This is a genomic window from Quadrisphaera sp. DSM 44207 (assembly GCF_900101335.1).
In the GTDB taxonomy this organism is placed as follows: Bacteria; Actinomycetota; Actinomycetes; order Actinomycetales; family Quadrisphaeraceae; genus DSM-44207.
Map to the genome: position 1 here is coordinate 152,179 of NZ_FNKA01000003.1, position 24,724 is coordinate 176,902.

20 protein-coding genes, 1 pseudogene and 1 riboswitch are annotated in these 24,724 nt (G+C 78.2%); of the genes and pseudogenes, 15 read left to right on the forward strand and 6 right to left on the reverse strand.

All coding sequences use genetic code 11. The annotated features are described in order from the left end of the window. The first annotated feature begins 13 nt into the window (after window positions 1-13). From BLS82_RS11110 to BLS82_RS11125, 4 genes are all read left to right on the forward strand, one after another. Window positions 14-493 carry a MarR family transcriptional regulator gene (locus BLS82_RS11110; protein WP_092865723.1) on the forward strand — a complete coding sequence of 160 codons (480 nt, stop codon included), beginning with the start codon at window positions 14-16 and terminating at the stop codon, window positions 491-493. Continuing rightward, window positions 490-2,046 (forward strand): MFS transporter, encoded by a 1,557-nt coding sequence (locus BLS82_RS11115; protein ID WP_092865726.1) that lies wholly within the window; start codon window positions 490-492, stop codon window positions 2,044-2,046. Before BLS82_RS11110 ends, BLS82_RS11115 begins: the two co-directional genes overlap by 4 nt. Window positions 2,047-2,049: 3 nt before the next feature. Further along, on the forward strand, window positions 2,050-3,273 hold the full coding sequence (locus tag BLS82_RS11120; protein ID WP_092865729.1) for a class I SAM-dependent methyltransferase: 1,224 nt from the start codon (window positions 2,050-2,052) through the stop codon (window positions 3,271-3,273). A gap of 207 nt (window positions 3,274-3,480) precedes the next feature. After that, window positions 3,481-6,912, forward strand: coding sequence for an ATP-binding cassette domain-containing protein (locus BLS82_RS11125; RefSeq protein ID WP_092865731.1), 3,432 nt, complete (start codon window positions 3,481-3,483; stop codon window positions 6,910-6,912). A gap of 11 nt (window positions 6,913-6,923) precedes the next feature. Here BLS82_RS11125 and serC read toward each other — a convergent pair whose 3' ends face one another. After that, window positions 6,924-8,051 (reverse strand): phosphoserine transaminase, encoded by a 1,128-nt coding sequence (gene serC, locus BLS82_RS11130; RefSeq protein WP_255378287.1) that lies wholly within the window; start codon window positions 8,049-8,051, stop codon window positions 6,924-6,926. A gap of 103 nt (window positions 8,052-8,154) precedes the next feature. Between serC and pdxH the strand changes: the two genes are divergently transcribed. Further along, the gene (pdxH, locus tag BLS82_RS11135; protein WP_255378288.1) at window positions 8,155-8,844 is read left to right on the forward strand and encodes a pyridoxamine 5'-phosphate oxidase; all 690 of its coding nucleotides are present in this window, start codon (window positions 8,155-8,157) and stop codon (window positions 8,842-8,844) included. 24 nt (window positions 8,845-8,868) lie between these two features. Here pdxH and BLS82_RS11140 read toward each other — a convergent pair whose 3' ends face one another. Together BLS82_RS11140 and BLS82_RS11145 are read right to left on the reverse strand one after the other, a co-directional pair. Then, complete coding sequence (locus BLS82_RS11140; RefSeq protein ID WP_143028823.1) at window positions 8,869-10,299, reverse strand: FAD-dependent oxidoreductase; 1,431 nt, start codon at window positions 10,297-10,299, stop codon at window positions 8,869-8,871. A 487-nt stretch (window positions 10,300-10,786) separates the two neighbouring features. Then, window positions 10,787-12,151 (reverse strand): cryptochrome/photolyase family protein, encoded by a 1,365-nt coding sequence (locus BLS82_RS11145; RefSeq protein WP_092865733.1) that lies wholly within the window; start codon window positions 12,149-12,151, stop codon window positions 10,787-10,789. 93 nt (window positions 12,152-12,244) lie between these two features. On the opposite strand from BLS82_RS11145, the gene BLS82_RS16625 reads away from it, so the two are divergent. From BLS82_RS16625 to BLS82_RS11160, 3 genes are all read left to right on the forward strand, one after another. Next, on the forward strand, window positions 12,245-12,970 hold the full coding sequence (locus BLS82_RS16625; protein WP_092865735.1) for a metal-dependent transcriptional regulator: 726 nt from the start codon (window positions 12,245-12,247) through the stop codon (window positions 12,968-12,970). 133 nt (window positions 12,971-13,103) lie between these two features. Next, a riboswitch (cyclic di-AMP (ydaO/yuaA leader) is annotated at window positions 13,104-13,266 on the forward strand. Window positions 13,267-13,346: 80 nt separating this feature from the next. Further along, window positions 13,347-14,225, forward strand: coding sequence for a C40 family peptidase (locus BLS82_RS11155; protein ID WP_218123845.1), 879 nt, complete (start codon window positions 13,347-13,349; stop codon window positions 14,223-14,225). Window positions 14,226-14,435: 210 nt separating this feature from the next. Continuing rightward, window positions 14,436-14,939: an HNH endonuclease gene (locus tag BLS82_RS11160; RefSeq protein WP_092865739.1), complete on the forward strand. Its 504-nt coding sequence runs from the start codon at window positions 14,436-14,438 to the stop codon at window positions 14,937-14,939. An 88-nt stretch (window positions 14,940-15,027) separates the two neighbouring features. Here BLS82_RS11160 and ligD (BLS82_RS11165) read toward each other — a convergent pair whose 3' ends face one another. Together ligD (BLS82_RS11165) and ligD (BLS82_RS11170) are read right to left on the reverse strand one after the other, a co-directional pair. After that, window positions 15,028-15,993: a non-homologous end-joining DNA ligase gene (ligD, locus tag BLS82_RS11165; protein ID WP_092865741.1), complete on the reverse strand. Its 966-nt coding sequence runs from the start codon at window positions 15,991-15,993 to the stop codon at window positions 15,028-15,030. Beyond that, window positions 15,990-16,958 carry a non-homologous end-joining DNA ligase gene (gene ligD, locus BLS82_RS11170; RefSeq protein ID WP_369811088.1) on the reverse strand — a complete coding sequence of 323 codons (969 nt, stop codon included), beginning with the start codon at window positions 16,956-16,958 and terminating at the stop codon, window positions 15,990-15,992. Before ligD (BLS82_RS11170) ends, ligD (BLS82_RS11165) begins: the two co-directional genes overlap by 4 nt. Window positions 16,959-17,166: 208 nt before the next feature. On the opposite strand from ligD (BLS82_RS11170), the gene BLS82_RS11175 reads away from it, so the two are divergent. The 7 genes from BLS82_RS11175 to BLS82_RS11200 all read left to right on the forward strand — a co-directional run bounded on the left by BLS82_RS11175 (window position 17,167) and on the right by BLS82_RS11200 (window position 23,664). Continuing rightward, complete coding sequence (locus BLS82_RS11175) at window positions 17,167-18,285, forward strand: non-homologous end joining protein Ku (protein ID WP_092865743.1); 1,119 nt, start codon at window positions 17,167-17,169, stop codon at window positions 18,283-18,285. 87 nt (window positions 18,286-18,372) lie between these two features. Then, window positions 18,373-19,527, forward strand: coding sequence for a type III polyketide synthase (locus tag BLS82_RS11180; RefSeq protein ID WP_092865745.1), 1,155 nt, complete (start codon window positions 18,373-18,375; stop codon window positions 19,525-19,527). Continuing rightward, window positions 19,524-20,075, forward strand: coding sequence for an isoprenylcysteine carboxyl methyltransferase family protein (locus BLS82_RS11185; protein WP_092865747.1), 552 nt, complete (start codon window positions 19,524-19,526; stop codon window positions 20,073-20,075). The genes BLS82_RS11180 and BLS82_RS11185 overlap by 4 nt, the downstream gene beginning before the upstream one ends. Then, entirely contained in the window at window positions 20,072-21,175 is a 1,104-nt protein-coding gene (locus tag BLS82_RS11190; protein WP_218123846.1) for an NAD(P)/FAD-dependent oxidoreductase, read from the forward strand. The genes BLS82_RS11185 and BLS82_RS11190 overlap by 4 nt, the downstream gene beginning before the upstream one ends. 136 nt (window positions 21,176-21,311) lie before the next feature. Further along, window positions 21,312-21,446 (forward strand): hypothetical protein, encoded by a 135-nt coding sequence (locus BLS82_RS16475; protein WP_255378289.1) that lies wholly within the window; start codon window positions 21,312-21,314, stop codon window positions 21,444-21,446. Window positions 21,447-21,505: 59 nt separating this feature from the next. Continuing rightward, window positions 21,506-22,624 carry a VIT1/CCC1 transporter family protein gene (locus BLS82_RS11195; RefSeq protein WP_092865749.1) on the forward strand — a complete coding sequence of 373 codons (1,119 nt, stop codon included), beginning with the start codon at window positions 21,506-21,508 and terminating at the stop codon, window positions 22,622-22,624. Window positions 22,625-22,749: 125 nt separating this feature from the next. Beyond that, entirely contained in the window at window positions 22,750-23,664 is a 915-nt protein-coding gene (locus BLS82_RS11200; RefSeq protein ID WP_092865751.1) for an SRPBCC family protein, read from the forward strand. 114 nt (window positions 23,665-23,778) lie between these two features. Here BLS82_RS11200 and BLS82_RS16805 read toward each other — a convergent pair. Then, window positions 23,779-24,354, reverse strand: a pseudogene (locus BLS82_RS16805) (PP2C family protein-serine/threonine phosphatase); the annotation flags it as partial. Between the last annotated feature and the right edge of the window lie 370 nt (window positions 24,355-24,724).

Sequence of the window (24,724 nt, forward strand, 5' to 3'; positions counted from 1 at the left end):
GTTAGCACGAGTAATGACTTCTGCTCCCGCGCCCGCCCCTGCCCCCGTCACCTCCGCCGTCCCCGCCTCCCGCTGCCGCCCCGCGCCGCTGGCGGCCGAGCTGCGCGTCGCCGTCCTGCGCGCCGCGCGCCGGCTGCGCCGCGAGCGCAGCAGCGAGGAGATCACCGACGGGCAGCACTCCGTGCTCGCGGCCCTCGACCGCGGCGGCCCCGCCACCCCCCGCGCCCTCGCCGACTCCGAGCGCGTGCAGCCGCCGTCCATGACCCGAACCCTCAACGCCCTCGCCGAGGCCGGCCTCGTCGTGCGCACCGACCACCCCGACGACCGGCGGCAGGTGCTCGTCGCCCTCACCGACGCCGGCGCCCGGCACGTGAGGGAGACCCGCCGGCGCCGCGACGCGTGGCTGGCGGCGCGGCTGGCCGAGCTCGCGCCCGCCGACCGCGAGGTGCTCGCGCGCGCCGTGGTGCTGCTGCAGGGACTGGCGTCCCGATGAGCGCCGGCAGCACGGCCGCAGCCGCGCTCACCTCCGCGTTCGGCCCGGTGTTCCGCTCCCTGGGCGTGCGCAACTACCGCATCTGGGCCACCGGCGCGATCGTCTCCAACGTCGGCGTCTGGATGCAGCGCGTCGCCCAGGACTGGCTGGTGCTCACCGAGCTCACGGACGAGTCCGCCGTCGCCCTCGGCATCACCACCGCCCTGCAGTTCGGGCCGATCCTGCTGCTCGGCCCGCTCGCGGGGCTGGTCGCCGACCGCCTGCCGCAGCGCGGGCTGCTCATGGCCACCCAGCTGCTCTCGGGCCTGTGGGCGCTGCTGCTCGGCCTGCTGGTGATCGGCGGGCACGCGCAGCTGTGGCAGGTGTACGTGCTCGCGGGCCTGCTCGGCGCCACCTCGGCCTTCGACGGGCCGGTGCGCCAGACGTTCGTCGCCTCGATGGTGCCGCCGGCGCAGCTGGCGAACGCCGTGGGGCTCAACAGCGCCTCGTTCAACGCGGCGCGCCTCGTCGGCCCCGGCGTCGCCGGCCTGATGATCGCCGCGTTCGGCACCGGCCCGGTCTTCCTCGCCAACGCCGCCTCCTTCGGCGCGACCTTCGCCGCGCTGCTGGCCCTGCGCACCCGCGAGCTGCACCCGCTGCCGCGCGCTCCGCGGGGCCGGGGCGCCACGCGCGAGGGCTTCGCCTACGTGCGCGGGCGGCCGGACATCCTGCTGATCCTCGTCGTCGTCGGCCTCGTCGGGGCCTTCGGCATGAACTTCCAGATGACGACGGCCCTCATGGCGCGCGTGGAGTTCGGCCGCGGCGCCACCGAGTACGGCCTGCTCGGCTCGGTGATGGCGATCGGGTCGCTGTCCGGCGCCCTGCTGGCCGCCCGGCGCGAGCGCCCGCGCCTGCGCCTGGTCGTCGGCGCCGCCGTCGCGTTCGGCGTCTCGGCCCTGGTGGCCTCGGCCATGCCGACGTACGAGCTGTTCGCCGTCGCCCTCGTGCCGGTCGGCCTCTCGGCGCTGACCCTCATGACGGCCGCCAACGCCACGGTGCAGACGACGACCGAGCCGGCCCTGCGCGGGCGCGTCATGGCGGTGTACATGGCCGTCTTCGCCGGCACCGCGCCGATCGGGGCGCCGCTGGTCGGCTGGGTCGGGGAGGTCGCCGGCCCGCGCTGGTCGATCGCCGTCGGCGGCGTCGCGGCGCTGCTCGCCGCGGCCGTGGTGGTCGCCGTCGTCGCCCGCCGCCAGGAGATCACCGTGCACGCCTCCGTGCACGCGCGCCCGCACCTGCAGCTGGAGCTCACCGACCTCGGGACCGAGCGCCCCGACGTGTCCCGCTCCGCCCCTCCTGCCGCACTTGTTCGGGAGAGTGCGGGGGACGGCGTCCCGGCGGTCGCACCTTCTCGGGAGAGTGCAGGGGACGGCGCCCCGGCGCCCGCGCGCGGACCGGTGGCGGACCCGCCGCGCCCGGCGGCCGCCCGGTCGGGCGGGGAGCGCCGTCCGGGAGCGCGGCCGGCCGCCCGGGCGCCCGGCGAGCGCCGCCGCAGCGGCGCGAGGGTGGGCTGAGCCGTGCCGACCACCGACCTCGCGACCGCGCTGGAGCAGGTGCGCGCCCTCCTGCTGGACGGCGAGCGCCTGGTCCGTGCCGTGGGCACCGGCCGCCGCCGCGGCTGCGAGCCGCCGGCGGTGGACCGGGTGGAGCTGCGCCCGGTCGACCTGCGCGCCGGCCGCCACCTGCAGGCCGTGCACCGCACCGGGCCGGCCGTGCGCACGCACAACCACGACGCCGCGGCGGCGCCCGCCGCGGTGGACGCGCTGCTGGCGCTGCCGTTCGGCAACTGGCACGTGGAGACCGCCGACGAGGTGCTGCAGCTGCGCGTGACCAAGCGCGGCCAGGCGCAGGTGCACCGGGCGGCCACCAGCCGCCGCGACGTCTCCGCCGGTCCGCGCGCCCACGACCGCGCCCGGGCCCGCCTGCTCGACCCGGGCGACCCGCTGTTCGCCGTCCTGGGCGCCGACGCCGACAAGCGCCGCCAGGTCGACGCCTTCCTGCGCCAGCTGGCCCCCGCCGTCCGCGACGGGCTGCCCGCCGCACCCGACGCCGACGCCCCGCTGCGCGCCGTCGACCTCGGCTGCGGCAACGCCTACCTGACCTTCGCCGCCCACCGCTGGCTCGCCGAGCAGCCGCGCGGCGCCCGCACCGTCGGGGTCGAGCTGCGCGAGGACCTCGTCGCCCGCAGCGCCGGGCGCGCCGGCGAGGCCGGCCTGGCGGGGCTGTCCTTCACCGCCGGCACCATCGCGGACGCCGACCCGGTGCCCGACCTCGGCGGCGCCCCGGACGTCGTCCTCGCCCTGCACGCCTGCGACACCGCCACCGACGACGCCCTGGCGCGCGCGGTGCGCTGGGGCGCGCCCGTGGTGCTCGCGGCGCCGTGCTGCCACCACGACGTGCAGCAGCAGATCGGCACGGGCACCTCCGGCGCGCCGGAGCCGTACGCGGCGCTGGTGCGGCACGCGATCCTGCGCGAGCGCTTCGCCGACGTGCTCACCGACGCCCTGCGCGCGCAGGTGCTGCGCCTGCTCGGCTACCGCGTGGACGTCGTCGAGTTCGTCGACTCCCGGCACACGCCGCGCAACGCGCTGCTGCGCGCGGTGCGCACCGGCGCCCCGCCGACGCCCGCGCTGGTGGCCGAGCACCGGGAGCTGACGCGGGCGTGGGGCGTCGTCCCGGCCCTGGCCGAGCGCCTGCGCCCCGAGCTGGACGCCGCGCTGGCCGCCGTCCCCGCCGCCTGAGGCGCCCCCTCTCGACCGCAATAGGGCGCACGACAGCGGTCCTGGGCGCCGTAGGACCGCAATCGGGCGCACGACAGCGATGAGCCAGGTGCGGCACCGGGCGCGGCGAAAACCGGGGGCGGGACGTCGGTGCCCGGCGCTAGCGTCGGCCCTCCCCCGCCCAGGACCACACCGCCGCGGCGATCCCGCGGCGCGGACAGGAGTGCCGTGCGCGCTGCGCCGCTGACCTGGCGCCGGCTCGCCGGACGCCCGAGCGCGCTCGCCGTCGCCGCGGCCGCGGTCGCCGCCGTCGGCGAGACCCTCGCCACGGTCGTCGCCGGCCGCCTCGCCGACGCCCCCACCCCCGACCTGCTCGCGGCCCTGGCCGTGCTGCTGCTGGGCGCGACCCTGCTCGACACCGCCGGGCGCACCGCGTTCTCCGGCGTCGTCGGCCGCGCCGAGGGCCGCCTGCGCACCGACCTGGTGCGCGCCGCGCTGCGCCAGCCCCTGCCGGTGCTGGAGGAGCAGGCGGTCGGGGAGGTCCTCGACCGCGTGGACGACGACCCCCGCCAGGTCGGGGAGCTGCTGCGGCGCACCGGCTGGGAGCTCGGCCGCTCGGTGCTGCGCTCGGTGCTGGCGTGGGTGGTGGCGGGGCTGACCTGGTGGCCGGCGTGGTTCGCCTTCCCCCTCGTGGCGTTCGCGGCGGTGGCGGTCTCCCGGCGCCTGGCGCGGGTCGTCGCCGAGCGCAAGCTCGCCGAGGAGGCCGCCTGGTCCGACCACTCGGCCCAGCTGGAGGAGGCCGTGGCCGGGCGCGACGACGTGCGCTCCTCGCTCGGCCAGCCGCACGTCGTCCGCACCTACGCCCGCCAGGCCGCCGAGGTGCTGCGCCGGGTGCAGGCCACCGCCCGCGCCTCGACCGCCGTGAGCCTGCGCACCGGGCTCGTCGTGCACGCGATGCTGGCCGCGCTCGCGGTGGCCGGCGTGGGGCTGGTCAGCGGCGGCCGCCTCGGCACGGCCGAGCTGGTGACCCTGTGGCTGCTGGTCACCGCCTTCGCGGGGCAGCTGAGCCAGGTCACGAACCACCTGCCGGAGCTGCAGGCGGGCCTCGGGGCGCTCGCCCGCATCCGGTCCCTGCTGTCCGCGCCGCAGGAGCCGGACGGCGGCGCCCCGGTGCCGCCCGGGCCCGCGGACGTCGAGGTGCGGCACCTGACGTTCGCCTACCCGGGCGGCTTCGCGCTCTCCGACGTCGACCTGCTCGTGCCGGCGGGGGCGACGTGCGCGCTGGTCGGGCGCACCGGGGCGGGCAAGTCCACGCTCGCCAAGCTGCTCTCGCGCGCGGTCGAGCCGCCGCCGGGCACGGTCTTCGTCGGCGGGCAGGACGTCACCGCGACCGCGGTGGACGACCTGCGCCGCACGGTCGGCGTCGTCACCCAGCGCACGGAGCTGCTCGCGGCGACGCTGGAGGAGAACATCACCCTGTTCGCCGACGTCCCGCCCGGCGCCGTGCAGGACGCGGTCGAGGCGCTCGGCCTTCCCGACTGGGTCGCCTCCCTGCCGCACGGCCTGGCCACCCGGCTCGGCACGGGGGGCACGACGCTGTCGGCGGGGGAGGAGCAGCTGGTCGCCTTCGCCCGGCTGCTCGTGCGGGACGTCGCGGTCGTCGTCCTCGACGAGGCCACCGCGCGGATGGACCCGCAGACGGAGGCGCTCGTCACCGGCGCCGCCGAGCGCCTGCTCGCCGGGCGCACCGGCGTCGTCGTCGCGCACCGGCTGTCGACGACGCGCCGCGCGGACTCCGTCGCGGTGCTCGAGCGCGGCCGCGTGGTGCAGTCCGGGCCGCGCGAGGAGCTCGCCGCCGCACCCGGCCCCTTCGCCGAGCTGCTGCGCGCGGCCGGGCACGCCCCGCCGGCCCCCGCCGCGGGGCGGGCGCTGTCGGTGCGCGCCGAGCGGCGCGCCCTGCCGCCCGCGCCGCCGGTGCGGCCCCCGGGCCTGGCCCGCACGGTCGTGCGGCTGATCGCCGTGCACCCGCAGTGGGGGCTGCTCGGGGCGCTGTGCTTCCTCGGCGTGTCGCTGCTGAGCGCCTACGGCGCCGTGACCGGGTACCTGTGGGGCCGCGTGGTCGGCGGGCTCGAGGCCGGGCGCGCCCCGTGGAGCACCGCGGGCCTGCTGGCCGCCGCGGTGCTCACCGCGCCGCTGCTGCTCGCCGTGGCGTTCCGCACCTACTTCCCGTGGTGGTCGGCGGTCACGCTGCGGCTGCGCCTGGGCGTGCTGCGCGGGCAGACGATGCAGCGGCGCCTGGCGCGCACCCCGCCCGGGGAGGTCGCCGCCCGCGCCCTGGACACCGACCGCCTCGTCGTCTACGTCGACCGCTGGGTGGACGTCACCATCGGCGTCCTCGTCGTGGTCGCCACCGCGGTCGCCGGCCAGAGCCTGCTGGCCGGTGCCGTGGTCGGCGGCGTGCTGGTGCTCTCGGCGCTGGTGTCCGTGGCCGGCGCGCCGCTGGCCGGGTCCTCCGCCCGCGAGGCCGGCGACGAGCGGGCCCGCTTCGGGCGCTCCCTGGTCTCGGCGCTGGACGCCGCGCGCACCGTGAAGCTGGCGGCCGCGACGTCCGCCGTGCTCGCGCACCTGGCGGCGGTCGACGCGCGCCGGGTCGCGGCGTCCGTGCGCGAGTTCCGGGTGCGGACCCTGCTGGAGGGCGTGCCGAACCTGCTCGTGCGGACCGGCGTGGTCGCGGCGTGGGCCGCCCACCTGACCGGGGTGTGGGACCTTCCGACGACCCTGCTCGTGACGACCGCGGTCAGCGGGTCGGACTGGTTCGGCACGGTCGCCGGCGCCGCCATCACCGAGGCCCCCGTGGCGCGGCGGTGGCTGCAGGCGTCCTCGGAGCTGGCCGGCGGCACCGACCTGGTGGCGCCGCCGGACGGCGTCGACCTCGTCACCGGCGCGGCGCCGTCCCCGCCGCTCACCGGGCGCGTGCCGCTGGAGCGCCTGGTGCTGGAGCGCGTGACCGCCGTCCACGACGACGGCACCGTCGGGGTCGCGGACGTCGACCTGAGCGTCGACGCCGGCGAGCTGGTGCTGCTCGTCGGGCGCGTCGGGTCGGGCAAGTCGAGCCTGCTGGCGGCGCTGGCCGGGCTGGTGGACCACGAGGGCTCGATCCGGTGGAACGAGCTCGAGGTCGAGGACCCGCAGCTGTTCCTGCGCCCCGGCCAGGTCGCCTGGGTCGGGCAGGTGCCGCGCGTGCTGTCGGGCTCCTTCGTCGACAACATCGCCCTCGACCACGACCGCGCCGTGCAGGCCGCCGTCGAGGACGCGCGGCTGGGCCGCGACGTGGAGGAGGCCGGCGGCCACGGCGCCCTGGTGGGCCACCGCGGGGTGCGGCTGTCCGGCGGGCAGGTGCAGCGCGTCGCCCTCGCCCGGGCCCTGGCCACGGACGCCGAGCTGATCGTCGCCGACGACGTCTCCTCCGCCCTCGACGCGCGCACCGAGATCGAGCTGTGGGAGGCGCTGCGCCACCGCGGCGCCACCGTCGTCGGCGCCAGCTCCAAGCGCTCGGCCCTGGCGCGCGCCGACTGCGTCGTCGTCCTCGACGAGGGGCGGGTCGCCGCGACCGGGCGCTGGGAGGACCTCGCCCCGGCCTGGGGCCACCTGGCCGGCTGACCCGCAGGGGGTCAGGCCAGGCGCTCGAGCACGAAGTCGACGCAGGCGGTCAGCGCGGAGACGTCGTCCGGCTCGACGGCCGGGTACATGCCCACGCGCAGCTGGTTGCGGGCCAGGCCGCGGTAGGGCTCGAGGTCGACGACGCCGTTGGCGCGCAGCGCGGCGGCGACCGCGGCGGCGTCCACCGACGCGTCCAGGTCGATGGTGCCGACCACGCTCGAGCGCGCCGCGGGATCGGCGACGAAGGGCCGGGCGTGCGCGCTGGCCTCGGCCCAGCCGTACAGCCGCGAGGCCGAGTCCGCCGTGCGGGCCGCCGCCCACGCCAGGCCGCCGCGCTCGAGCAGCCAGTCCACCTGCTCGGCCAGGAGCAGCAGCGTCGCGACGGCGGGCGTGTTGAGCGTCTGGTCCCGGCGGGAGTTCGCGAGCGCGACGCCGAGGTCCAGGCTCGGCGGCACCCACCGCGCGCCCGCCAGCGCCCCGACGCGCTCGACGGCGGCGGGGGAGAGCAGCGCGAGCCACAGCCCGCCGTCGGAGGCGAAGGACTTCTGCGGCGCGAAGTAGTACGCGTCGGTCTGGGCGACGTCCACGGCCAGCCCGCCGGCCGCCGAGGTGGCGTCCACGACGACGAGCGCGCCGTCGTCCGCGCCCGCCACCCGCTGCACCGGGGCCACGACGCCCGTGGAGGTCTCGTTGTGCGGCCACGCGTACACGTCGACGCCGGCCACCGCGGACGGCGAGGGCCGGGTGCCCGGCTCGGCGCGGCGCACGTCGGGATCGGCGAGGAACGGGGCCCCCGCGGTGACCGCGGCGAAGCGGTCGCCGAACTCCCCGAACGCCAGGTGCTGGGAGCGCTCGCGCACCAGGCACAGGGCCGCGACGTCCCAGAAGGCGGTGGACCCGCCGTTGCCGAGGACGACCTCGTAGCCGTCGGGGGCCTCGAACAGGGCGCGCAGCCCCTCGCGCGCGCGCCGCACCAGGCCCTTGACGGGCGCCTGCCGGTGGGAGGTGCCCAGCAGGGTCGTGCCCGCCGCGGCCAGCGCCTCGACCTGCGCGGGGCGCACCTTGGAGGGACCGGAGCCGAACCGCCCGTCCCGAGGCAGCAGGTCGACCGGGATCGTGATGGCGGGCACGGTGCTCACGACGGGCCATCCTCCCGCACCCGGGCGGCGCGAGCGGCGCGGGCGGCGGGCACGGAGCGGGTGGCGCGGGTGGCGGGGACGGCGCGGACGTAGCGTGCGGGCCGTGGACACCCGCTCTCTGGCCGACCGCCGCGTGGACTACGGGCGCGGCCCGGACGCCGGGCTGCTCGAGTCCGACCTCGCCGCCGCGCCGCTGGCCCAGTTCGAGGCGTGGTACGCCGAGGTCGAGCACGCCCCGGCCGTGCCCGAGCCGAACGCGGTGGTGCTGGCCACGGTCGACGCCGCCGGGCTGCCCGACGCGCGCACCGTGCTGCTCAAGGGCGTCGACGCCCGCGGGTTCACCTTCTACACCAACCACCGCTCGGCCAAGGGCGCCCAGCTCGCGGCCGTGCCGGCGGCCGCGCTCGTGCTGCCCTGGCACGGCGTGCAGCGGCAGGTGCGCGTGCGCGGGGCGGTGGAGCACGTGCCGCGGGAGGAGAGCGCCGCCTACTTCACGTCCCGCCCGTGGGGGTCGCGGATCGGGGCGTGGGCCTCGCAGCAGTCGCAGGAGGTCGGCTCGCGCGGGGAGCTGGAGGCGGCCTGGGACGCGGCCGCCGCCCGCTGGCCCGACGGCGGGGCGCAGGTGCCGCTGCCGGAGCACTGGGGCGGCTACCTCGTGCGGCCGGTCGAGGTCGAGTTCTGGGTCGGGCGCTCCTCCCGGCTGCACGACCGGCTCGTCTACGTCTCGCGCACCGGGGCGGCGGCGCCGCTGGACGACGCGGGCGCCTGGCGCGTCGTCCGCCGCCAGCCCTGACGCGCCGTCCGCCTCGGCCCTGTGTCAGGACGAGGACGTGCTCGGGGTCGCCGTGGTGCTGACGCCGGCGCCGCTGGACGACGCGGCGCCCCGCGCGTGGCGGCGCAGCCGCTCGACGAGGTCGGCGCGGGCCGGGGCGGGAGCCCCCTCCGCGTCGGCGCCGGGTCGCCAGCCGCGGGCGAGCAGGTCCTGCACGCGCGGCGCCGCGGTCAGCAGCGCCTGCGGCGCGTCGACCATGTGCATGTGGCGCAGGACGGTCCGCGCGATCACCGGATCCGCGCCGGCCGCGGCCAGGACCGCCAGCCGGGGCAGCTGCCCCGGCGGGACGGAGGCCAGGAGGGCCGGGCCGGCGGGCCGCCCGGCGATCCCCGCCCGCCACACGGCGGTGCGCGAGCGGTCGAGCTCGCAGCCGTCCTCGAACCACTCCCGCAGCTCCCCGCGCTCCCACGCGTCGGTGGCCTCCCGCCAGGAGCGGGCGTCGCCGGGGTCGGCCGCCACCGCGGAGGCCAGGCGCAGCGCCGAGGCCACGGCCAGCGCCGTCCCGCGCCCGAAGTGGGGGTTCGTGGTGCACACGACGTCCCCCACCCGGTGCAGGCCGAGCGGGGCGTCCTCGCGCAGCACCCGGTGGGTGTTGCGCAGCCCGCCCATGACCCGGACCGCGGAGATCGGCTCGGCCTGCTGGGGAGCGATCCACTCGAGCGCCATCGGCACCGCGGCCAGCGCCGCGTCGAAGACCTCGCCGTGGCGGGCCTGCGCCAGCTCGTCGTCCTCGGGCAGGCGGGCCAGGGCCGCGGTGAACGTGCCGGCGTCGTGGGGGAAGACGAGGACGGCGTACCCGTCGCTCTCGGCCACGGCGATGATCCTCCGGTTGGCCCGGGGCGCGCAGGCGCCCGGGCGCAGCCGGTAGCGGCGGGAGGCGTAGACCTCGTTCGAGGGCTCGTCGACCTCGTCGCCGACCAGGTCCTCGGTCAGCCGCCCGCGCCGGCCCCCCGCGTCCACGACGAGCCGCGCCGGCAGCACGTCCCCGGTGCGCAGCCGCAGGCCCGTCACCCGCCCGCCGGAGCGCACCACCGCGGCGGCGCTCCCGGCCACCCGGCCCACGCGGGGCTCGGCCGCGAGCACCTCCCGCAGCACCCGCTCCAGGGTGCTGCGCCGGCACCAGGCCGCCCTCACGGGTCCGGGCAGCGGCACCGGGACGGCCCCGGCCGCCGACAGCGCGTCGAGGACGTCGGGCAGCTCGCGCTGCAGCTCGGCGAAGAGCCGGGCGAGGAAGGCGTGCGGGTGGTGGAACTGCGCCACGCCGCTGCGCTCCCACGCCTCGACGTCCCCGCCCTGCGGCGGCCCCGAGGCGTCCCGCTCGACCACGGTGACCGACCACCCCTGACGGGCCAGGCCCAGGGCGGCGGTGGTCCCGCCCGGTCCGCTCCCGACGACCACGGCCTGCTGCTGCGCCATCTCGCCCCCGCTCCTCGCGGCCGGTGGCCCTCCCGCCACCGGGCGCGACCATGATCCCGAGGAGGAGGGCCGAGGGACACCCCCGCGGGGGCAGAGGGGACCAAGGACCCGGTGCGCCGTCGCCGTCACGCCGTGGGCGAAAAGCCGTGGACCGGCTCCGCGCCGCGACGTACCCTCGATGCACACGGGAGAGGAGGTGGTCCGAACAGTGTGTGATTCTCGGACTCGTGAGGTGACTGCCCGCTAGCCGATCCGGCAGCGAGAGCCACCCGGACGGCCAGTGAATCCCTGGCAGTCACCGGCGCCCGCGGGAGTCGCGCCCTCGTCCAGCGCGACGCCCCCTCTGCGGAGGGGAGCCCGCGGGCGTTCCCGTGCCCGCACGCCCTCCCGAGCGCACTCCGCCGGCGAAGCGCACTCCAGGAGGCCCCTCGCGCTGCACTCCGCCCGCGACGTGCAGCGCGAGGAGCGCAGGACGGCGGACGGCGCCTCAGTCCTTGACGGCCTGGTAGCGGGCGAGGGCCTCCGCCCGCTCGGCCGCGTGGTCGACGATCCGCTGCGGGTACCCGTGCGCGTACCCGTCGGGCGCGGCCCACGGCTCGTGCACCGCCGCCCCGGCCAGGTGGCGCAGCTCGGGCACGTAGCGGCGCACGTACTCGCCGTCCGGGTCGGACTTCTCCCCCTGGGTGACGGGGTTGAAGACCCGGAAGTACGGCGCGGAGTCCGTGCCCGTGCCGGCCACCCACTGCCACCCGAGCTGGTTGCTCGCCAGGTCGCCGTCGCGCAGCCAGTGCATGAAGTACCGCGCCCCGACCCGCCAGTGCACGTGCAGGTCCTTGACGAGGAAGCTGGCCGCCACCATGCGGGCCCGGTTGTGCACCCACGCCTCGGCGCGCAGCTGCCGCATCGCGGCGTCGACGAACGGGTAGCCCGTGCGGCCCTCCTCCCACGCCGCCACCTCGCGCGCGGCCTCGGCCTCGCTCGCGAACCGCATCGCGTCCATGCGGGGGCGCAGGGAGCGGCGCGCGGCGTCCGGGCGGTGCCACAGCACGTCGGCGTTGAACTCGCGCCACGCCAGCTCGCGGCGGTAGGCCTGCGCGCCCGGCGATCGGGGGTCGGGGGCCGCGTCGAGGTCGGCCAGCAGCGTGCGCGGGTGGACCTCCCCGTACTTCAGGTGCGCCGACAGCTGGGAGCTGCCGGCGACGTCCGGGCGGTCGCGCGCGTCGCCGTAGCCGGCCACCGAGCCCGAGAACGCGCGCCAGCGCTCCAGCGCCGCCGCCTCGCCGACGGGCGGCAGCACGATCCCCTGCAGGTCCGGGTCGGGGGGGACGTCCTCGCCGGGCACCGACAGCCAGCGCACGCCCTGCGGGCGCGGGGCGGGAGCGGGCCGGCCGTGCTCCTCCCAGGCGCGGGAGAAGGGCGTGTAGACGCTGAACGGCGTCCCGCTGCTGGTCAGCAGCGTGCCGGGACCGACGGCGTAGGGCGTGCCGGTGCGCACCAGCCGCCGGCCGGCGGCGGACAGCGCGGCGTCGACGCGCTCGTCGCGGGCGCGCCCGTGCGGCCCGGTGTCCGCGGTGACGTGCACCTCCTGCGCGCCGACCTCCTCCGCGACGGCCGGGACGACGCGCGCCGGGTCGCCCGAGCGCACCACCAGCGCCCCGCCGAGGGACTCGCGCAGCGCCCTCAGCGACCGGAACAGCCACGCGGTGCGCGGCGCCCCGGCGGGGTCGAGCAGCGCCGGGTCGAGGACGAACAGCGCCAGGACGCCGTCCCCGCCGGCCCGCGCGGCGGCGAGCAGGGCGGGGTGGTCGCCCAGGCGCAGGTCGCGGCGGAACCACAGCACGGTCGGCGGCACCTGCGAAGGCTAGTCCTCGGTGCCGACGGCGGCCCGTCGCAATACGGTGTCGACAGGGTCCACCACCCCGGCACGAGGGAGAGGACGGCGGTCGTGAGCGACCTCATCGACACCACGGAGATGTACCTGCGGACGATCTACGAGCTCGAGGAGGAGGGCGTCGTGCCGCTGCGGGCGCGCATCGCCCAGCGGCTCGGGCAGTCGGGGCCGACGGTCTCCCAGACCGTGGCGCGCATGGAGCGCGCGGGCCTGCTCGTCGTCAGCGGCGACCGCCACCTGGAGCTGACCGAGGACGGGCGCAGCAAGGCGACGCGGGTGATGCGCAAGCACCGCCTCGCCGAGCGCCTGCTCACCGACCTCATCGGCCTGGAGTGGGAGTACGTGCACGAGGAGGCGTGCCGCTGGGAGCACGTGATGAGCGAGCGCGTCGAGCGGCGCATCGTGGCGCTGCTGGACCACCCCGTCGAGTCCCCCTACGGCAACCCGATCCCGGGCCTGGGGGAGATCGGGGAGGAGGCCGAGGTCGAGGACTTCCGCGCCGGCCTGGTCCCCTTGACCCAGGCGGCGACCACCGAGCCGCAGGAGGTGCGGGTGCGGCGCCTGGGCGAGCCCGCGCAGACCGACCCGGCGTCGATGGCCCGCCTGGCGCACGTGGGGCTGCGCCCGGGGCGCAGCGTGCGCGTGCACCGCCCCGAGCGGGGGGCGGTGGTCGTCAGCTCCCTGGACGGCGGCGGCTCGCTGGAGCTGGCGGACGAGGTGGCTGCTCACGTGTTCGTCATCAACGGCTCCGGAGCGTCACAGCCCTCCCACGACATGTGATGCAGATCACGTTTCATCGGGCCTGTGTCTGTTTGCTGGTTCGGGGTCGGGCTCCGTTAGTGTCGGCGACGTCTTCGGGCCCCTCCTCCGGAGACGCTCTGCCGGACGCCTAGCCCTGCCGCCGGCGAGAGGCCGATCGACACCGCCGGCAGGGGCGGGGGACCCACTTCCGGGGCTCCACAGGCGGAGCTCCTCGGGGTGAAGCGCGCAGCACGGCCGCTCGGCGGCCGGGACGGCGCCGGGCGCGACCCCGCCCGAACCCGACAGCTCACCTCGCAGGCGACTGGAGAGGTCTGACCACGTGACGACTCGGACGCTCGGCCGGCACCGCGCTGCGGTCCGCCCGAAGACCCCCCTCACCACCATCGGTGAGGCGGTGTCCGCCAACGCGACGAACGTGAGCCGCCGCTCCGCCGTCCTGGCCGCCTCCTCCGGGCTGCTGGTGACGATGGGGCTGCCGGCCGCGGGAGCCACCGTCTTCGAGGCGTCCGCACCCGCCGCCGCGGGGACGACGCAGCAGCTGGCCGCCGTGCCCGCCGCGCCGCCGGCCCCGCCCGCGCCCGCCGCGCCGATCAGCGTCCCCGCCGACGCGCAGGTCAGCCTCGCCCTGAGCGCCGTGACCACCGTCGACACCGCGCAGTTCGAGGCCCAGCAGGCCGCGGAGCGGGCCGAGCGCGAGGCCGCCGAGGCCCGCGCCTCCCGCGCCGCCGAGCGCGAGGCGCGGCGCCAGGCCGAGCAGGAGGCCGCGCGGGAGGCGGAGCGCGAGTCCGAGCGCGAGGCCGCCGCCTCCGGCGAGCGCGCCGCCGCGCAGACCGCGAGCCGCAGCAGCCGCTCCTCGCAGGCGCCCGCGGAGGAGCCCGAGGACGACGGCGCCGAGACCGTCGCCGCGGTGACCGGCGCCGGCGCGGGTGCCGGCGCCGCCGTCGACCTCGCCAAGCGCTACATCGGCACGCCGTACCGCTACGGCGGCACCACGCCGGCCGGCTTCGACTGCTCCGGCTTCATCCAGTACGTCTACGGCCAGCTCGGCGTCTCCCTGCCGCGCACGGCCTCCGCGCAGCAGGCCGCCGGCACGCGCGTGTCCGCCGCCGCGGCGCGCCCGGGCGACATCGTCTCCTTCACCGGCTCCGGCGGCGTCTACCACAACGGCATCTACGTCGGCGGCGGCATGATGATCGACTCCCCGCGCAGCGGCAAGAGCATCGACGTCCGCTCCATCTGGTCCTCGGACGTCACGTTCACCCGCGTCGGCTGACGGCGCCGCGGGAACGGGGATGATCGCCGGCTCCCGCGCGTCGTACGCTCTGCCCGTGGTCGTGCCACCCTCGCCAGCCCCTCGCGGGGGTGGTCCCGGCGCGCATGCCGGGGCCCCGAGCCGGCCCTCCCCAGCACCGCCGACAGGCGCCGTCCCGCCCGGGACGGCGCCTGTCGGCGTCCCGGGCCCGGCGCGGGGGAGGAGGGCGCCGTGCGCACCCTGGTGCTGAACGCCGGCTACGAGCCGCTGGCCGTGGTGCCGCTGCGCCGCGCGATCGTGCTCGTGCTCACCGACAAGGCCAGCGTGCTCGTCGCCGAGGACCTGCCGGTGACCTCCCCCGGCGGCGAGGTGCCCCGCCCGGCGGTGATCGTGCTGACCCGGTACGTGCGCGTGCCGTTCGGGCGCGCGGTGCCCGTCTCGCGCCGCGGGGTGCTGCGCCGCGACGGCTCCCGCTGCGCCTACTGCGCCCGCAGCGCCAGCACGGTCGACCACGTGCTGCCGCGCAGCCGCGGCGGCACCGACACCTGGGAGAACCTCGTCGCCTGCTGCCTGCGCTGCAACGGCGCCAAGGGCGACCGGACGCCGGAGGAGATGGGCTGGTCGCTGCGCCACCGCCCGCGCACGCCCCGCGGCGCGGCGTGGCTGCTGCGCGGCGCCGAGCACTCCAGCCCGCTGTGGCTGGACTACCTGCCCGAGGTCCCGGACGCCGCCTGACCCGCCCACCCCGTCACCTCGTGGTGATCTTGCAGGTCCGGACCGCCGGCGGTCCGGACCTGCAAGATCACCACGAGGAGCGGGCGGGTCAGCGCTCCGGCAGGCGCGGGCCCGGCGGGGAGCCCGGCCGCAGGGCGGCGGCCAGCAGGTCGCCGTCCGCGGCCAGTCGGGCGACGACCTCGTCCAGCTCCAGCTGCACCAGGTGCTCGCCCAGCTCCGACCAGCGCCGCGGGGCGGCCGCGGTGGGGCGCTCGCGCCCGCGCGGGGAGTACGGCGTGACGGTGGTCTTGGCGGCCGAGTTCTGGCTCCAGTCCAGCAGCACCCGCCCGGGCCGCAGCGCCTTCGTCATGACGGCGGTCACCAGGCGCGGGTGGTCGCGCGCCAGGCCCTGCGCCAGGCGCCGCGCGTAGGCGGAGACGACCGCGGCCTCCTGCCGGCCGGAGACGGGGGCGTACAGCTGCAGGCCCCTGCCGCCGCTCGTGACGGGCACGGCCTGCAGCCCGTCGTCCCCGAGGCGCTCGGCCACCAGCAGCGCGAGCGTCGAGCACTCCGCCAGCCCCGCGCCCGGGCCGGGGTCGAGGTCGACGACGAGCCGGTCGGGGCAGCGGACGGCGCCGCGCGGCCCCACCCGCCACTGCGGCGTGTGCAGCTCCAGGGCCGCGAGGTTCGCCGCCCACACCAGCCCGGCGACGTCCTCGAGCACCGGCTGCACGAGCACCTCGCGCGAGCTCGCCGAGCCCGCGGCGGCGGCGCGCGAGCCGGACGTCGGCAGGCGCACGGTGCGCAGCCACGGCGGCGCCCCGGCGGGCGCGTTCTTCTCGTAGAAGCCCTGCGGGGAGCTCGCCCCGTGCGGCCAGCGGACGCGCGTGACCGGCCGCCCGGCCAGCTGGGCCAGCAGGGGCTCGGAGACCGCGACCAGGTACTGCACGAGCTCGGCCTTCGTGGTGCCGCTCGCGGGCCAGAGCACCTTCTCCAGCGACGTCAGCCGCAGCCGGCGCCCGCCGACGTCCACGACCTGCGCCGTGCCCGCGGACGGGCCCGCGGACGGCGTCACGGCGAGGCGGCGCGGGCGACGGCGTCCGGACCGGCGTCCAGGCGCAGTCCGCGGTAGGACGGCTGGCGCAGCCGCCCGCCCGTCGTCCAGCCGAGGTGGCGCACCTCCACCGCCAGGGTGGGGTGGACCCACGTGGCGCCCGCGGCGTCGATGCGCGGCACCGCCGCCGCGAACGGGGAGGCGTTGGTGCGCAGCGGCCCCAGCAGCCGGCCCAGGTCGGTCGCGGCCGCCCCGGCCACCCCGCTGCCGACGCGGCCGAGGTAGCGCAGCGCCCCCGTGGCGTCGGGGGCGCCCACGAGCAGGGAGCCCACCCGCGACGTCGTCCCGACCTCCGGGCGCCACCCGCCGATGACGCAGGTGCGCGAGAGCCGGTGCGCCTGCTTCACCCACGCCGGCGCGCGCCGTCCGGGGGCGTAGGCGGAGGAGCGGCGCTTGGCGACCACGCCCTCCAGGCCCTGCTCGGCCGTGGCCGCCAGCAGCGCGGCGCCGTCGTCGTGCCAGGAGGAGACCTGCAGGGGCCCGTAGCGGCCGCAGCCGAGGTCCAGCTGCTCCAGGGCCGCGCGCCGCGCCTCCAGGGGGCGGCGCGTGAGGTCGGCGCCGTACAGGCGCAGGACGTCGAAGACGACGTACGCCACCGGCACCGCGCCCGCCAGCGCGCGGGCGCGGGCCGCGTCGCGCACGTGCAGGCGCTCCTGCAGCACGGGGAAGGACGGCCGCCCCTGCGCGTCGAGCGCCACGACCTCGCCGTCGAGCAGGACGTCGGGCAGGTCCGCGAGGCCGGTGAGCTCGGGGAAGGCGACCGTGGTGTCGCGCTCGGTGCGCGACGTCAGGCGCACCGAGCCCTCGCCGGCGTCGGCGAGCACGCGCATGCCGTCCCACTTCACCTCGTGCACCCACTCGGGGCCGGACGGCAGCGCCCCGCCGGGCGGCAGCGGGGAGGCGAGCATGGGGCGCACGGGCGCCATCCTGGGCCCGCCGGCGCGCCGGGTGCCGCGCGCGGCGCGGGGCGCCACCCCCTCGGGGGACGCCGCCGCGCGCGCGACCATCCGATCGGCCCAGCCAGCGTCGCAGCAGGTCGGCCGCGGCTGCTGCTCGTCACACGGACGGCGCAGGACGGGTGGTTCCGCGTCCCTCCGGCTGTGCACCCTGCGCGGAGCAGGAGGGGAGGCGTCGATGAGAGCGATCTGGAAGGGCGCGGTGTCCTTCGGGCTGGTCAGCGTGCCGGTCCGCGTCTACGCCGCCACCGGCGAGAAGGACGTCCGCTTCCACCAGGTGCACGCCGTGGACGGCGGCCGCGTGCGCTACCAGCGGGTGTGCAGCGCGGACGGCGAGGAGGTGCCCTACGCGGAGATCGCCAAGGGGTACGAGACGCCGGACGGGGAGCTGGTCGTCCTGACCGACGAGGACCTGGCGCGGCTGCCGCTGACCAGCGGCCGCGAGATCGAGGTCGTGGAGTTCGTGCCCGCCGACCAGGTGGACCCGATCCTCTTCGCCAAATGCTACTACCTCGAGCCGGACCGCGCCGCGGCCAAGCCGTACGCGCTGCTGCGGGAGGCGCTGACCTCCACCGAGCGCGTGGCCGTGGTGAAGGTCGCGCTGCGCCAGCGCGAGACCCTCGCCGTGCTCCGGGTCCGGGGCAGGGTCATCTGCCTGCAGACCGTGCTGTGGCCCGACGAGGTGCGCGAGCCCGACTTCGACGTCCTCGACGCCGACGTCGCCCTGCGCCCGCAGGAGCTCGCCGTGGCCGCCTCGCTCGTGGAGTCCCTCACCGCCGACTTCGACCCCTCCACCTTCACCGACGGCTACACGCAGGCCCTCACCGAGCTGATCGAGGCGAAGGTCTCCCGCGGGCAGGTGCAGCGCCCGGCGCCCGCGGCCGAGGGCGCCGGCGGCGACGGCCAGGTGGTCGACCTGCTCGAGGCCCTGCAGCGCAGCGTCGAGCGGGCCCGCGCCGGCCGCGCGGCCGCGGAGCCGGCGGACGCACCGGCCCAGGAGCCGGTGCAGGAGCCGGTGCAGGCGCCGGCCCGCCGGACGGCGTCGCGCCGTCCGGTCGCGGCGGCGAGGTCCGCGCCGCCGGACGCGCCGGTCGTCACCGCGCCGAGGCCCAGGACGGCGAAGGCCCCGGCGGCGAGGTCCGCGGCGCCGGAGTCCGCGGCGAAGGCCCCGGCGGCGAAGGTCCCGGCAGCGAAGGCCCCGGTGCCGAAGTCGTCGAAGTCCGCGGCGCCGGAGTCCGCGGCGAAGGCTCCCGCGGTCGAGGCTCCCGCGAGGCGGAGCACCCGCCGGAGCGCCTGAGCCCGTGCCCGCGAGACGCCGGGGCGGGTGGTGCGCCGGCGTCGGCGCAGGTGAGGATGCGCGGGTGGACGTCCGCAGGAGCAGCCGGTGACCCGAATCGTGTCCGTCGCCCCCGTGGTGCCCGAGCGGCGCCACGAGCAGGCCGAGATCACCGCGATGCTGCTGGACCTCGTCGCGGGCGAGCACCCGCTGGCGCCCGACCGCCGGGCCCTCATGGAGCGGCTGCACCGCAACTGCGGGGTCCGCGCGCGCCACCTGGCGCTGCCGCTGGAGCGCTACGCCGAGCTCGACGGCTTCACCGGCGCCAACGACGCCTTCCTCGAGGTCGGCGTGCAGCTGGGGACGCGCGCCGTGCGCGAGGCGCTGGAGCGGGTCGGGCTGGCCCCGGAGGACGTCGACGTCGTCCTGTCCACCACCGTCACCGGCGTCGCGGCGCCCTCCCTGGAGGCGCGGATGGTCGCCCCCCTGGGGCTGCGGCCCGACGTCAAGCGCATCCCGGTCTTCGGCCTCGGCTGCGTCGCCGGCGCGGCCGGCGTCGCCCGCCTGCACGACCACCTGGTCGGGCACCCCGACGACGTCGCGGTCCTGCTCAGCGTGGAGCTGTGCTCCCTGACGGTGCAGCGCGACGACGCCTCCACGGCCAACCTCGTGGCCTCGGGCCTGTTCGGGGACGGCGCGGCCGCCGTCGTCCTGCTCGGGGAGCGCCGCGCGGCCGCGCTCGGGCTGCCCGGGCCGCAGGTCGTCACCTCCCGCAGCCGCTTCTACCCCGACACCGCCGACGTCATGGGCTGGGACGTCGGCGGCAGCGGCTTCCGCATCGTGCTGTCGAAGTCGGTGGCGGACGTCGTCGAGGACCACCTGGCCGACGACCTCAAGGGCTTCCTCGCCGCGGCGGACCTGGACCGCGCGGACGTGGCCCGCTGGGTGGCCCACCCGGGCGGCCCGAAGGTGCTCGAGGCGGTGCAGCGCACCCTGGAGCTGCCGGCCGGGGCGCTGCGGCACTCGTGGGAGTCCCTGGCCGCCACGGGCAACCTGTCGTCCTCCTCGGTGCTGCACGTGCTGGCCGCGACCCTGGCCGACCCGCCGCCGCCCGCCGGCTCGCACGGGGTGCTGCTGGCGATGGGGCCGGGCTTCTGCGCGGAGCTGGTGCTGCTGCGCTGGGACGAGCGGGCGGTGCGCGCCACGGCGGGCGCAGGGGCGGGCACGACGGCGGGCGCGGGCGCGGGGGCGGGCGCGGCGTGAGCAGCGCCGGCTGGTACGCCGTCCTGCTCGCGCTGGTCGCGGCCCAGCGGCTCCTCGAGGTGCACCTGACCCGCCGCAACCTGCGCTGGGCGCGGGCGCGCGGCGGCGTCGAGGCCGGGCGGGGCCACTTCCCGGCCATGGCCGCCCTGCACACCGCGTTCCTGCTCGCGTGCCTGGCGGAGGTGCTCCTCCTCGACCGCCCCTTCCTGCCCGCCCTGGGGTGGTCGATGGTGGCCGTGCTCGTGCTCACCCAGGCCGTGCGGGTGTGGTGCATCCGCACCCTCGGCCCGCGCTGGAGCGCCCGCGTCGTCGTCGTGCCGGGCCTGCCGCTGGTGCAGGGCGGCCCGTACCGGTGGCTGCGCCACCCCAACTACGTCGTCGTGGCGGTCGAGCTGCTCGCCCTGCCGCTGGTGCACACCGCGTGGCTGACGGCCGTGGTCTTCAGCGCCGCCGACGCCGTCCTGCTGCTGCGCTACCGGATCCCCGCGGAGGAGGCGGCCCTGCGGGCGGCGGCACGGGCGCCGGGCGCGCCGCCCGCCGCCGCGTGAGCGCGCTGGCGGGCGCCGGGCTGGACGCCGACCTCCTCGTCGTCGGCGGAGGGCCCGTGGGCCTGGCCGCGGCGATCGAGGCGAGCGCGGCGGGCCTGGAGGTGCTCGTCGTCGAGCCGCGGCCGGCCCCGGTGGACAAGGCGTGCGGCGAGGGCCTGATGCCGGGCGCCCTGGCCGCCGTGCGCCGCCTCGGCGTGGACCCCGCGGGCGCCGACCTGACCGGCATCACCTACGTCGCCCCCGACGGGCGCACGCGCGCGGAGCACGCCTTCCGCACCGGGCCCGGGCGCGGGGTGCGCCGCACGGAGCTGCAGGCGCGCCTGGCCGAGCAGGCGGCGTCGGTGGGGGTGGCCACGGTGCCCGGGCGGGTGCGCGACCTCCTCCAGGACGGCGCGCGGGCGCGGCTGGTGCTCGAGGGCGAGGGCCCGGCCTCCCTGACGGCGCGGTGGGTCCTCGGCTGCGACGGCCTGCACTCGAGCGTGCGGCGCCTGGCGGGCCTGGACGCCGGCAGCGACGGGCGCCGCTACGGCGTGCGCCGGCACGCCGCGCTCGCGCCCTGGACGTCGCAGGTGGAGGTGCACTGGGGCCGCTCGGTGGAGGCCTACGTCACCCCCGTCGGGCCCGGGGAGGTGGGGGTCGCGGTCGAGGGGCCGCGCGGCACCGGGTTCGAGTCCGCCCTCGCGCAGCTGCCGGCCCTCGCGCCCCGCCTGGCGGGGGCGGCGTGGACGACGCCCGCGCGCGGCGCCGGCCCGCTGCGCCAGCGCGTGCGGGCGCGCACGGCCGGCCGCGTGCTGCTGGCGGGCGACGCCGCCGGGTACGTCGACGCGCTGACGGGGGAGGGGCTGCGCGTCGGGCTCGCGGCCGCGCGCGCGGCGGTCGAGGCGCTCGCGGCGGCGGACCGCGCCCCCTCGCCGTCCGCGCAGGCGGCGGCGGTCGCGGCGTACGAGCGGGACTGGCGGGCGCTCAGCCGTGACTACCGGACGGTGACCACCGGGCTGGTGGCGGCCACCCGCCTGCCCGCCGTCCGCCGCCGGCTGGTGCCGGTGGCCGCGGCCGTGCCGGGCCTGTTCGGCGCCGCCGTCGAGCAGCTGGCCCGCTGAGCGCGCGGGCGCGGCAGGGCCGGCGCGGCAGGCCCGCGCCGTGCGGCTGGCAGGGCCGTGCCACATCCGGGTGGCAGGTCGTCACAGTTGGGTGACGACGCGTTTGCGCGGCGTTCGGCCAGGGGATGCACCGTGCGTGATGTGGTTGACCCTCGCCCTGCCGCTGCTGACCCTGCCGGCGCTCATGGCGTTCACCCGCTGGGAGCAGCGCGTCATGAGCGGTCCCGTCACCGTGCGTCCGCGCGGCACCGGGGCCCCCGCGCGGGAGTGAGCGCGCGCGGTCCGCGGGAGGCGGTCCAGGCCGCGCCCGCCACGGCCTAGCCTGCCCGGGTGCGCGAGACCGGCCACGCCGACCCCCGCCCGGCCCCGGACCGCCAGCCGCGGCCCGCGGACGTCCGCCGCTGGCGCCGGTACCTGGCGGACGAGCGGGCCGAGGCCGCCGTCTACCGCGACCTCGCCCAGCGCCGCACGGGGGAGGAGCGCGAGATCCTGCTGGCGCTCGCGGACGCCGAGGGGCGCCACCAGGCCCACTGGGAGCAGCTGCTCGGCGTCCACGTCGGCATGCCGCAGCGGGGGGACCTGCGCACCCGTTTGCTCGGCGTCCTCGCCCGCCGCTTCGGGTCGGTGTTCGTGCTGGCGCTCGCCCAGCGCGCGGAGGCCCGCTCGCCCTACAGCCGGGACGCCGACGCCTCCCCGGCGATGGCGGCCGACGAGCGGATCCACGGCGAGGTCCTGCGGGGCCTGGCCGCGCGCGGGCGCAACCGGCTCTCGGGCACCTTCCGCGCCGCCGTGTTCGGGGCCAACGACGGCCTGGTCAGCAACCTCGCGCTCGTGCTCGGCATCAGCGCCAGCGGCGCGCCGGCGCGCACCGTCCTGCTCACCGGCCTGGCCGGGCTGCTGGCCGGCGCGCTGTCCATGGGGGCCGGGGAGTACGTGTCCGTGCGCTCCCAGCGCGAGCTGCTCGAGGCGTCCACCCCCGACCCGGAGGCGAGCACCGCCCTGCCGCACCTCGACGTCGACGCCAACGAGCTGACGCTCGTGTACCGGGCGCGGGGGATGGCGGCGCAGGAGGCCGCCGCCCGCGCGCGCGAGGTGCTCGCCGGCCTGGGCAGCGACCGCCCGCCGGCCGCCCCCGTCGGGGCCGCGCCCGACCAGGACCCCCACGAGGCCGTCGGCACGGGGTGGGGCGCCGCGGCCTCCAGCTTCGCCTTCTTCGCCTCCGGGGCCGTGGTGCCCGTGCTGCCGCACCTGCTGGGGCTGACGGGCACGGCGGCCCTGGTCACCGCGTGCGTGCTCGTGGGCCTGGCGCTGATGACCACCGGCGCCGTCGTCGGCCTGCTCTCGGGCGCCCCGCCGCTGCGCCGCGCCCTGCGCCAGCTCGCCATCGGCTTCGGCGCGGCGGCCGTGACGTACCTGCTCGGCCTGGCGTTCGGCACCACCGCGGCCTGAGCGGGCCGCGCGCGCCCGGGCGAGCGCGCGGGCGCCGCAGCAGGCGTTCTCGCGGCGCCGACGGGGTAGGGGACGGGTGCAGAGCCGGGCCCCGCGCCCGGCGCCCGCCACGACGAGGAGGCACCATGGCGACGAAGGTCGAGAAGTCCATCCAGGTGGACGTGCCCGTGCGCACCGCGTACGACCAGTGGACGCAGTTCGAGGAGTTCCCCAACTTCATGAGCGGCGTCCAGGAGGTGCGCCAGCTCGACGAGCGCACGACCCACTGGGTCGCCGAGATCGGCGGCGTCAAGCGCGAGTGGGACGCCGCGATCCTCGAGCAGGTGCCCGACACGAAGGTCGCGTGGGCGGCCACCAGCGGCTCGACCAACGCGGGCGCCGTCTACTTCGCGCCCGTCGGGCCGAGCGCGACGGTGGTGCGCCTGTCGCTGGAGTACGAGCCGGAGGGCCTCGTCGAGAAGGCCGGTGACGCTCTCGGCGTCATCGGGCGCCGCGCGGAGTCGGACCTGGAGCGGTTCAAGTCCTTCATCGAGAGCCGCGGCTCGGCCACGGGCTCGTGGCGCGGCTCGGTGGACGACGGCACGGTGGTGGGCACGCCGGGCGTGGAGTCCGCGGCCGCCTCCCGCGGGGACAGCGGCAGCGCGGGCGTCTCGGCGGGCGCGGCGGTGGCCGGTGCCGCCGTGGTGGCCGGCGTGGCCGCTGCCGGCGTGGCGGCGATCAAGGCCCTGCGGGGCGGCTCGGACGACGCGGACGAGGGCGAGCGGGCGCCGGCCTCGGTGACGGGGCTGCCGCAGGACGCCGCCACGGGCCGCGGGCAGGTCGCGCCGCCGGTCGCGACGGGCGAGGCGGCCCCGGCCGCGGTCAGCCCCGCCGTCAGCCCCGCCGTCAGCCCCGCCGCCGCGGAGGCCGGCCTGGCCGGCACGCCCGTCCTGGACACGCCCGGAGACACCCCGGGACCGGACGACGACGCCCTCGCCCCGGACGAGGTGCTCACGAACAACGACCTCCGAGCCACCGACGGGCAGGGCCGCCCCCTGTGAGCCGGCCGGGGTGAGCCGCCGGGGTGAGCCGCGCAGGCGCACCCCGGCGTCGCTCCAGTGCGCGACGAGCAGGGTGGCGTCGTCCTGCAGCCGCCCGCCGCGGTGCGCCTCGACGGCGCGCGCGACGCGGCGCAGGGTCTCGGGGGCCGGCTGCCCGGCGGCCGCGCCGCGCTGGAGCAGGTCGACCAGCCGGTCGACCCCGAAGGGCACCCCGGGCGCGTCGCGCGCCCCGGTGACGCCGTCGGTGTGCAGGACCAGCCAGTCGTCCGGTTCCAGCGCCTCCTCGCCGACGGCCAGCTCCACCGGGTCGACGCCGAAGGGCGTGCGGCGGCCCCCGGGGAGGGCCTTGACGACCCGGCCCCCGTGCAGCACGAGCGGGGCCGGGTGGGCGGCGCTGACGTAGCGCAGGCGCCCGGTGTCCAGGTCCAGGGCGGCCAGCACGCCGGTCGCCGTCGCCCCGCCGCAGGCGGTCCCCAGCGCGTCGTCCACGGCGGAGGCCTGCCCGTGCAGGCTGCGCCCCGCCCGCCGGGCGGCGCGGCAGGCGCTGACGGCCGCGGCGGCGACCAGCCCGGCGTCCGCGCCGGCCTCCCCGGCGTCGACGACGGCCAGGAACGCCTCGGTCTCGGACAGCGCGTGGTCGAAGAGGTCCCCGTGCACGTCCTCGGCCGCGTCGAGCACCCCTGAGACCACGTGCCGGGCCCGAGCAGGGAGCGACCTGAATCCGGGACGCTCCGACCGCTGGCGCCTGGGCTTCCGCGATGGACGGTCACCCGCCCTTGACTGAGGCCGCTACCGAGGACGTGACGTCAGCGAGCGAGCCTTCAACCGGCTCGAGCAGCTCCGCACCCTGATCACCCGCTACGCCGAGCGCGCCGCCCACTACCGAGCCACCGTCCTCCTCGTCAGCCTCATCGTGTGGCTCCGCACCTGATCCGCAGGACGAGCCCTAGGAGTCCGGCGACGTATCAGACTCTGCCCTTTGATCCAGCTATTAGCGTACCGAAATCAAAAAGTCAACTCTTACGGGCTTTGCTGCGTTCGAGCTAGGTTGCTTGAGCTC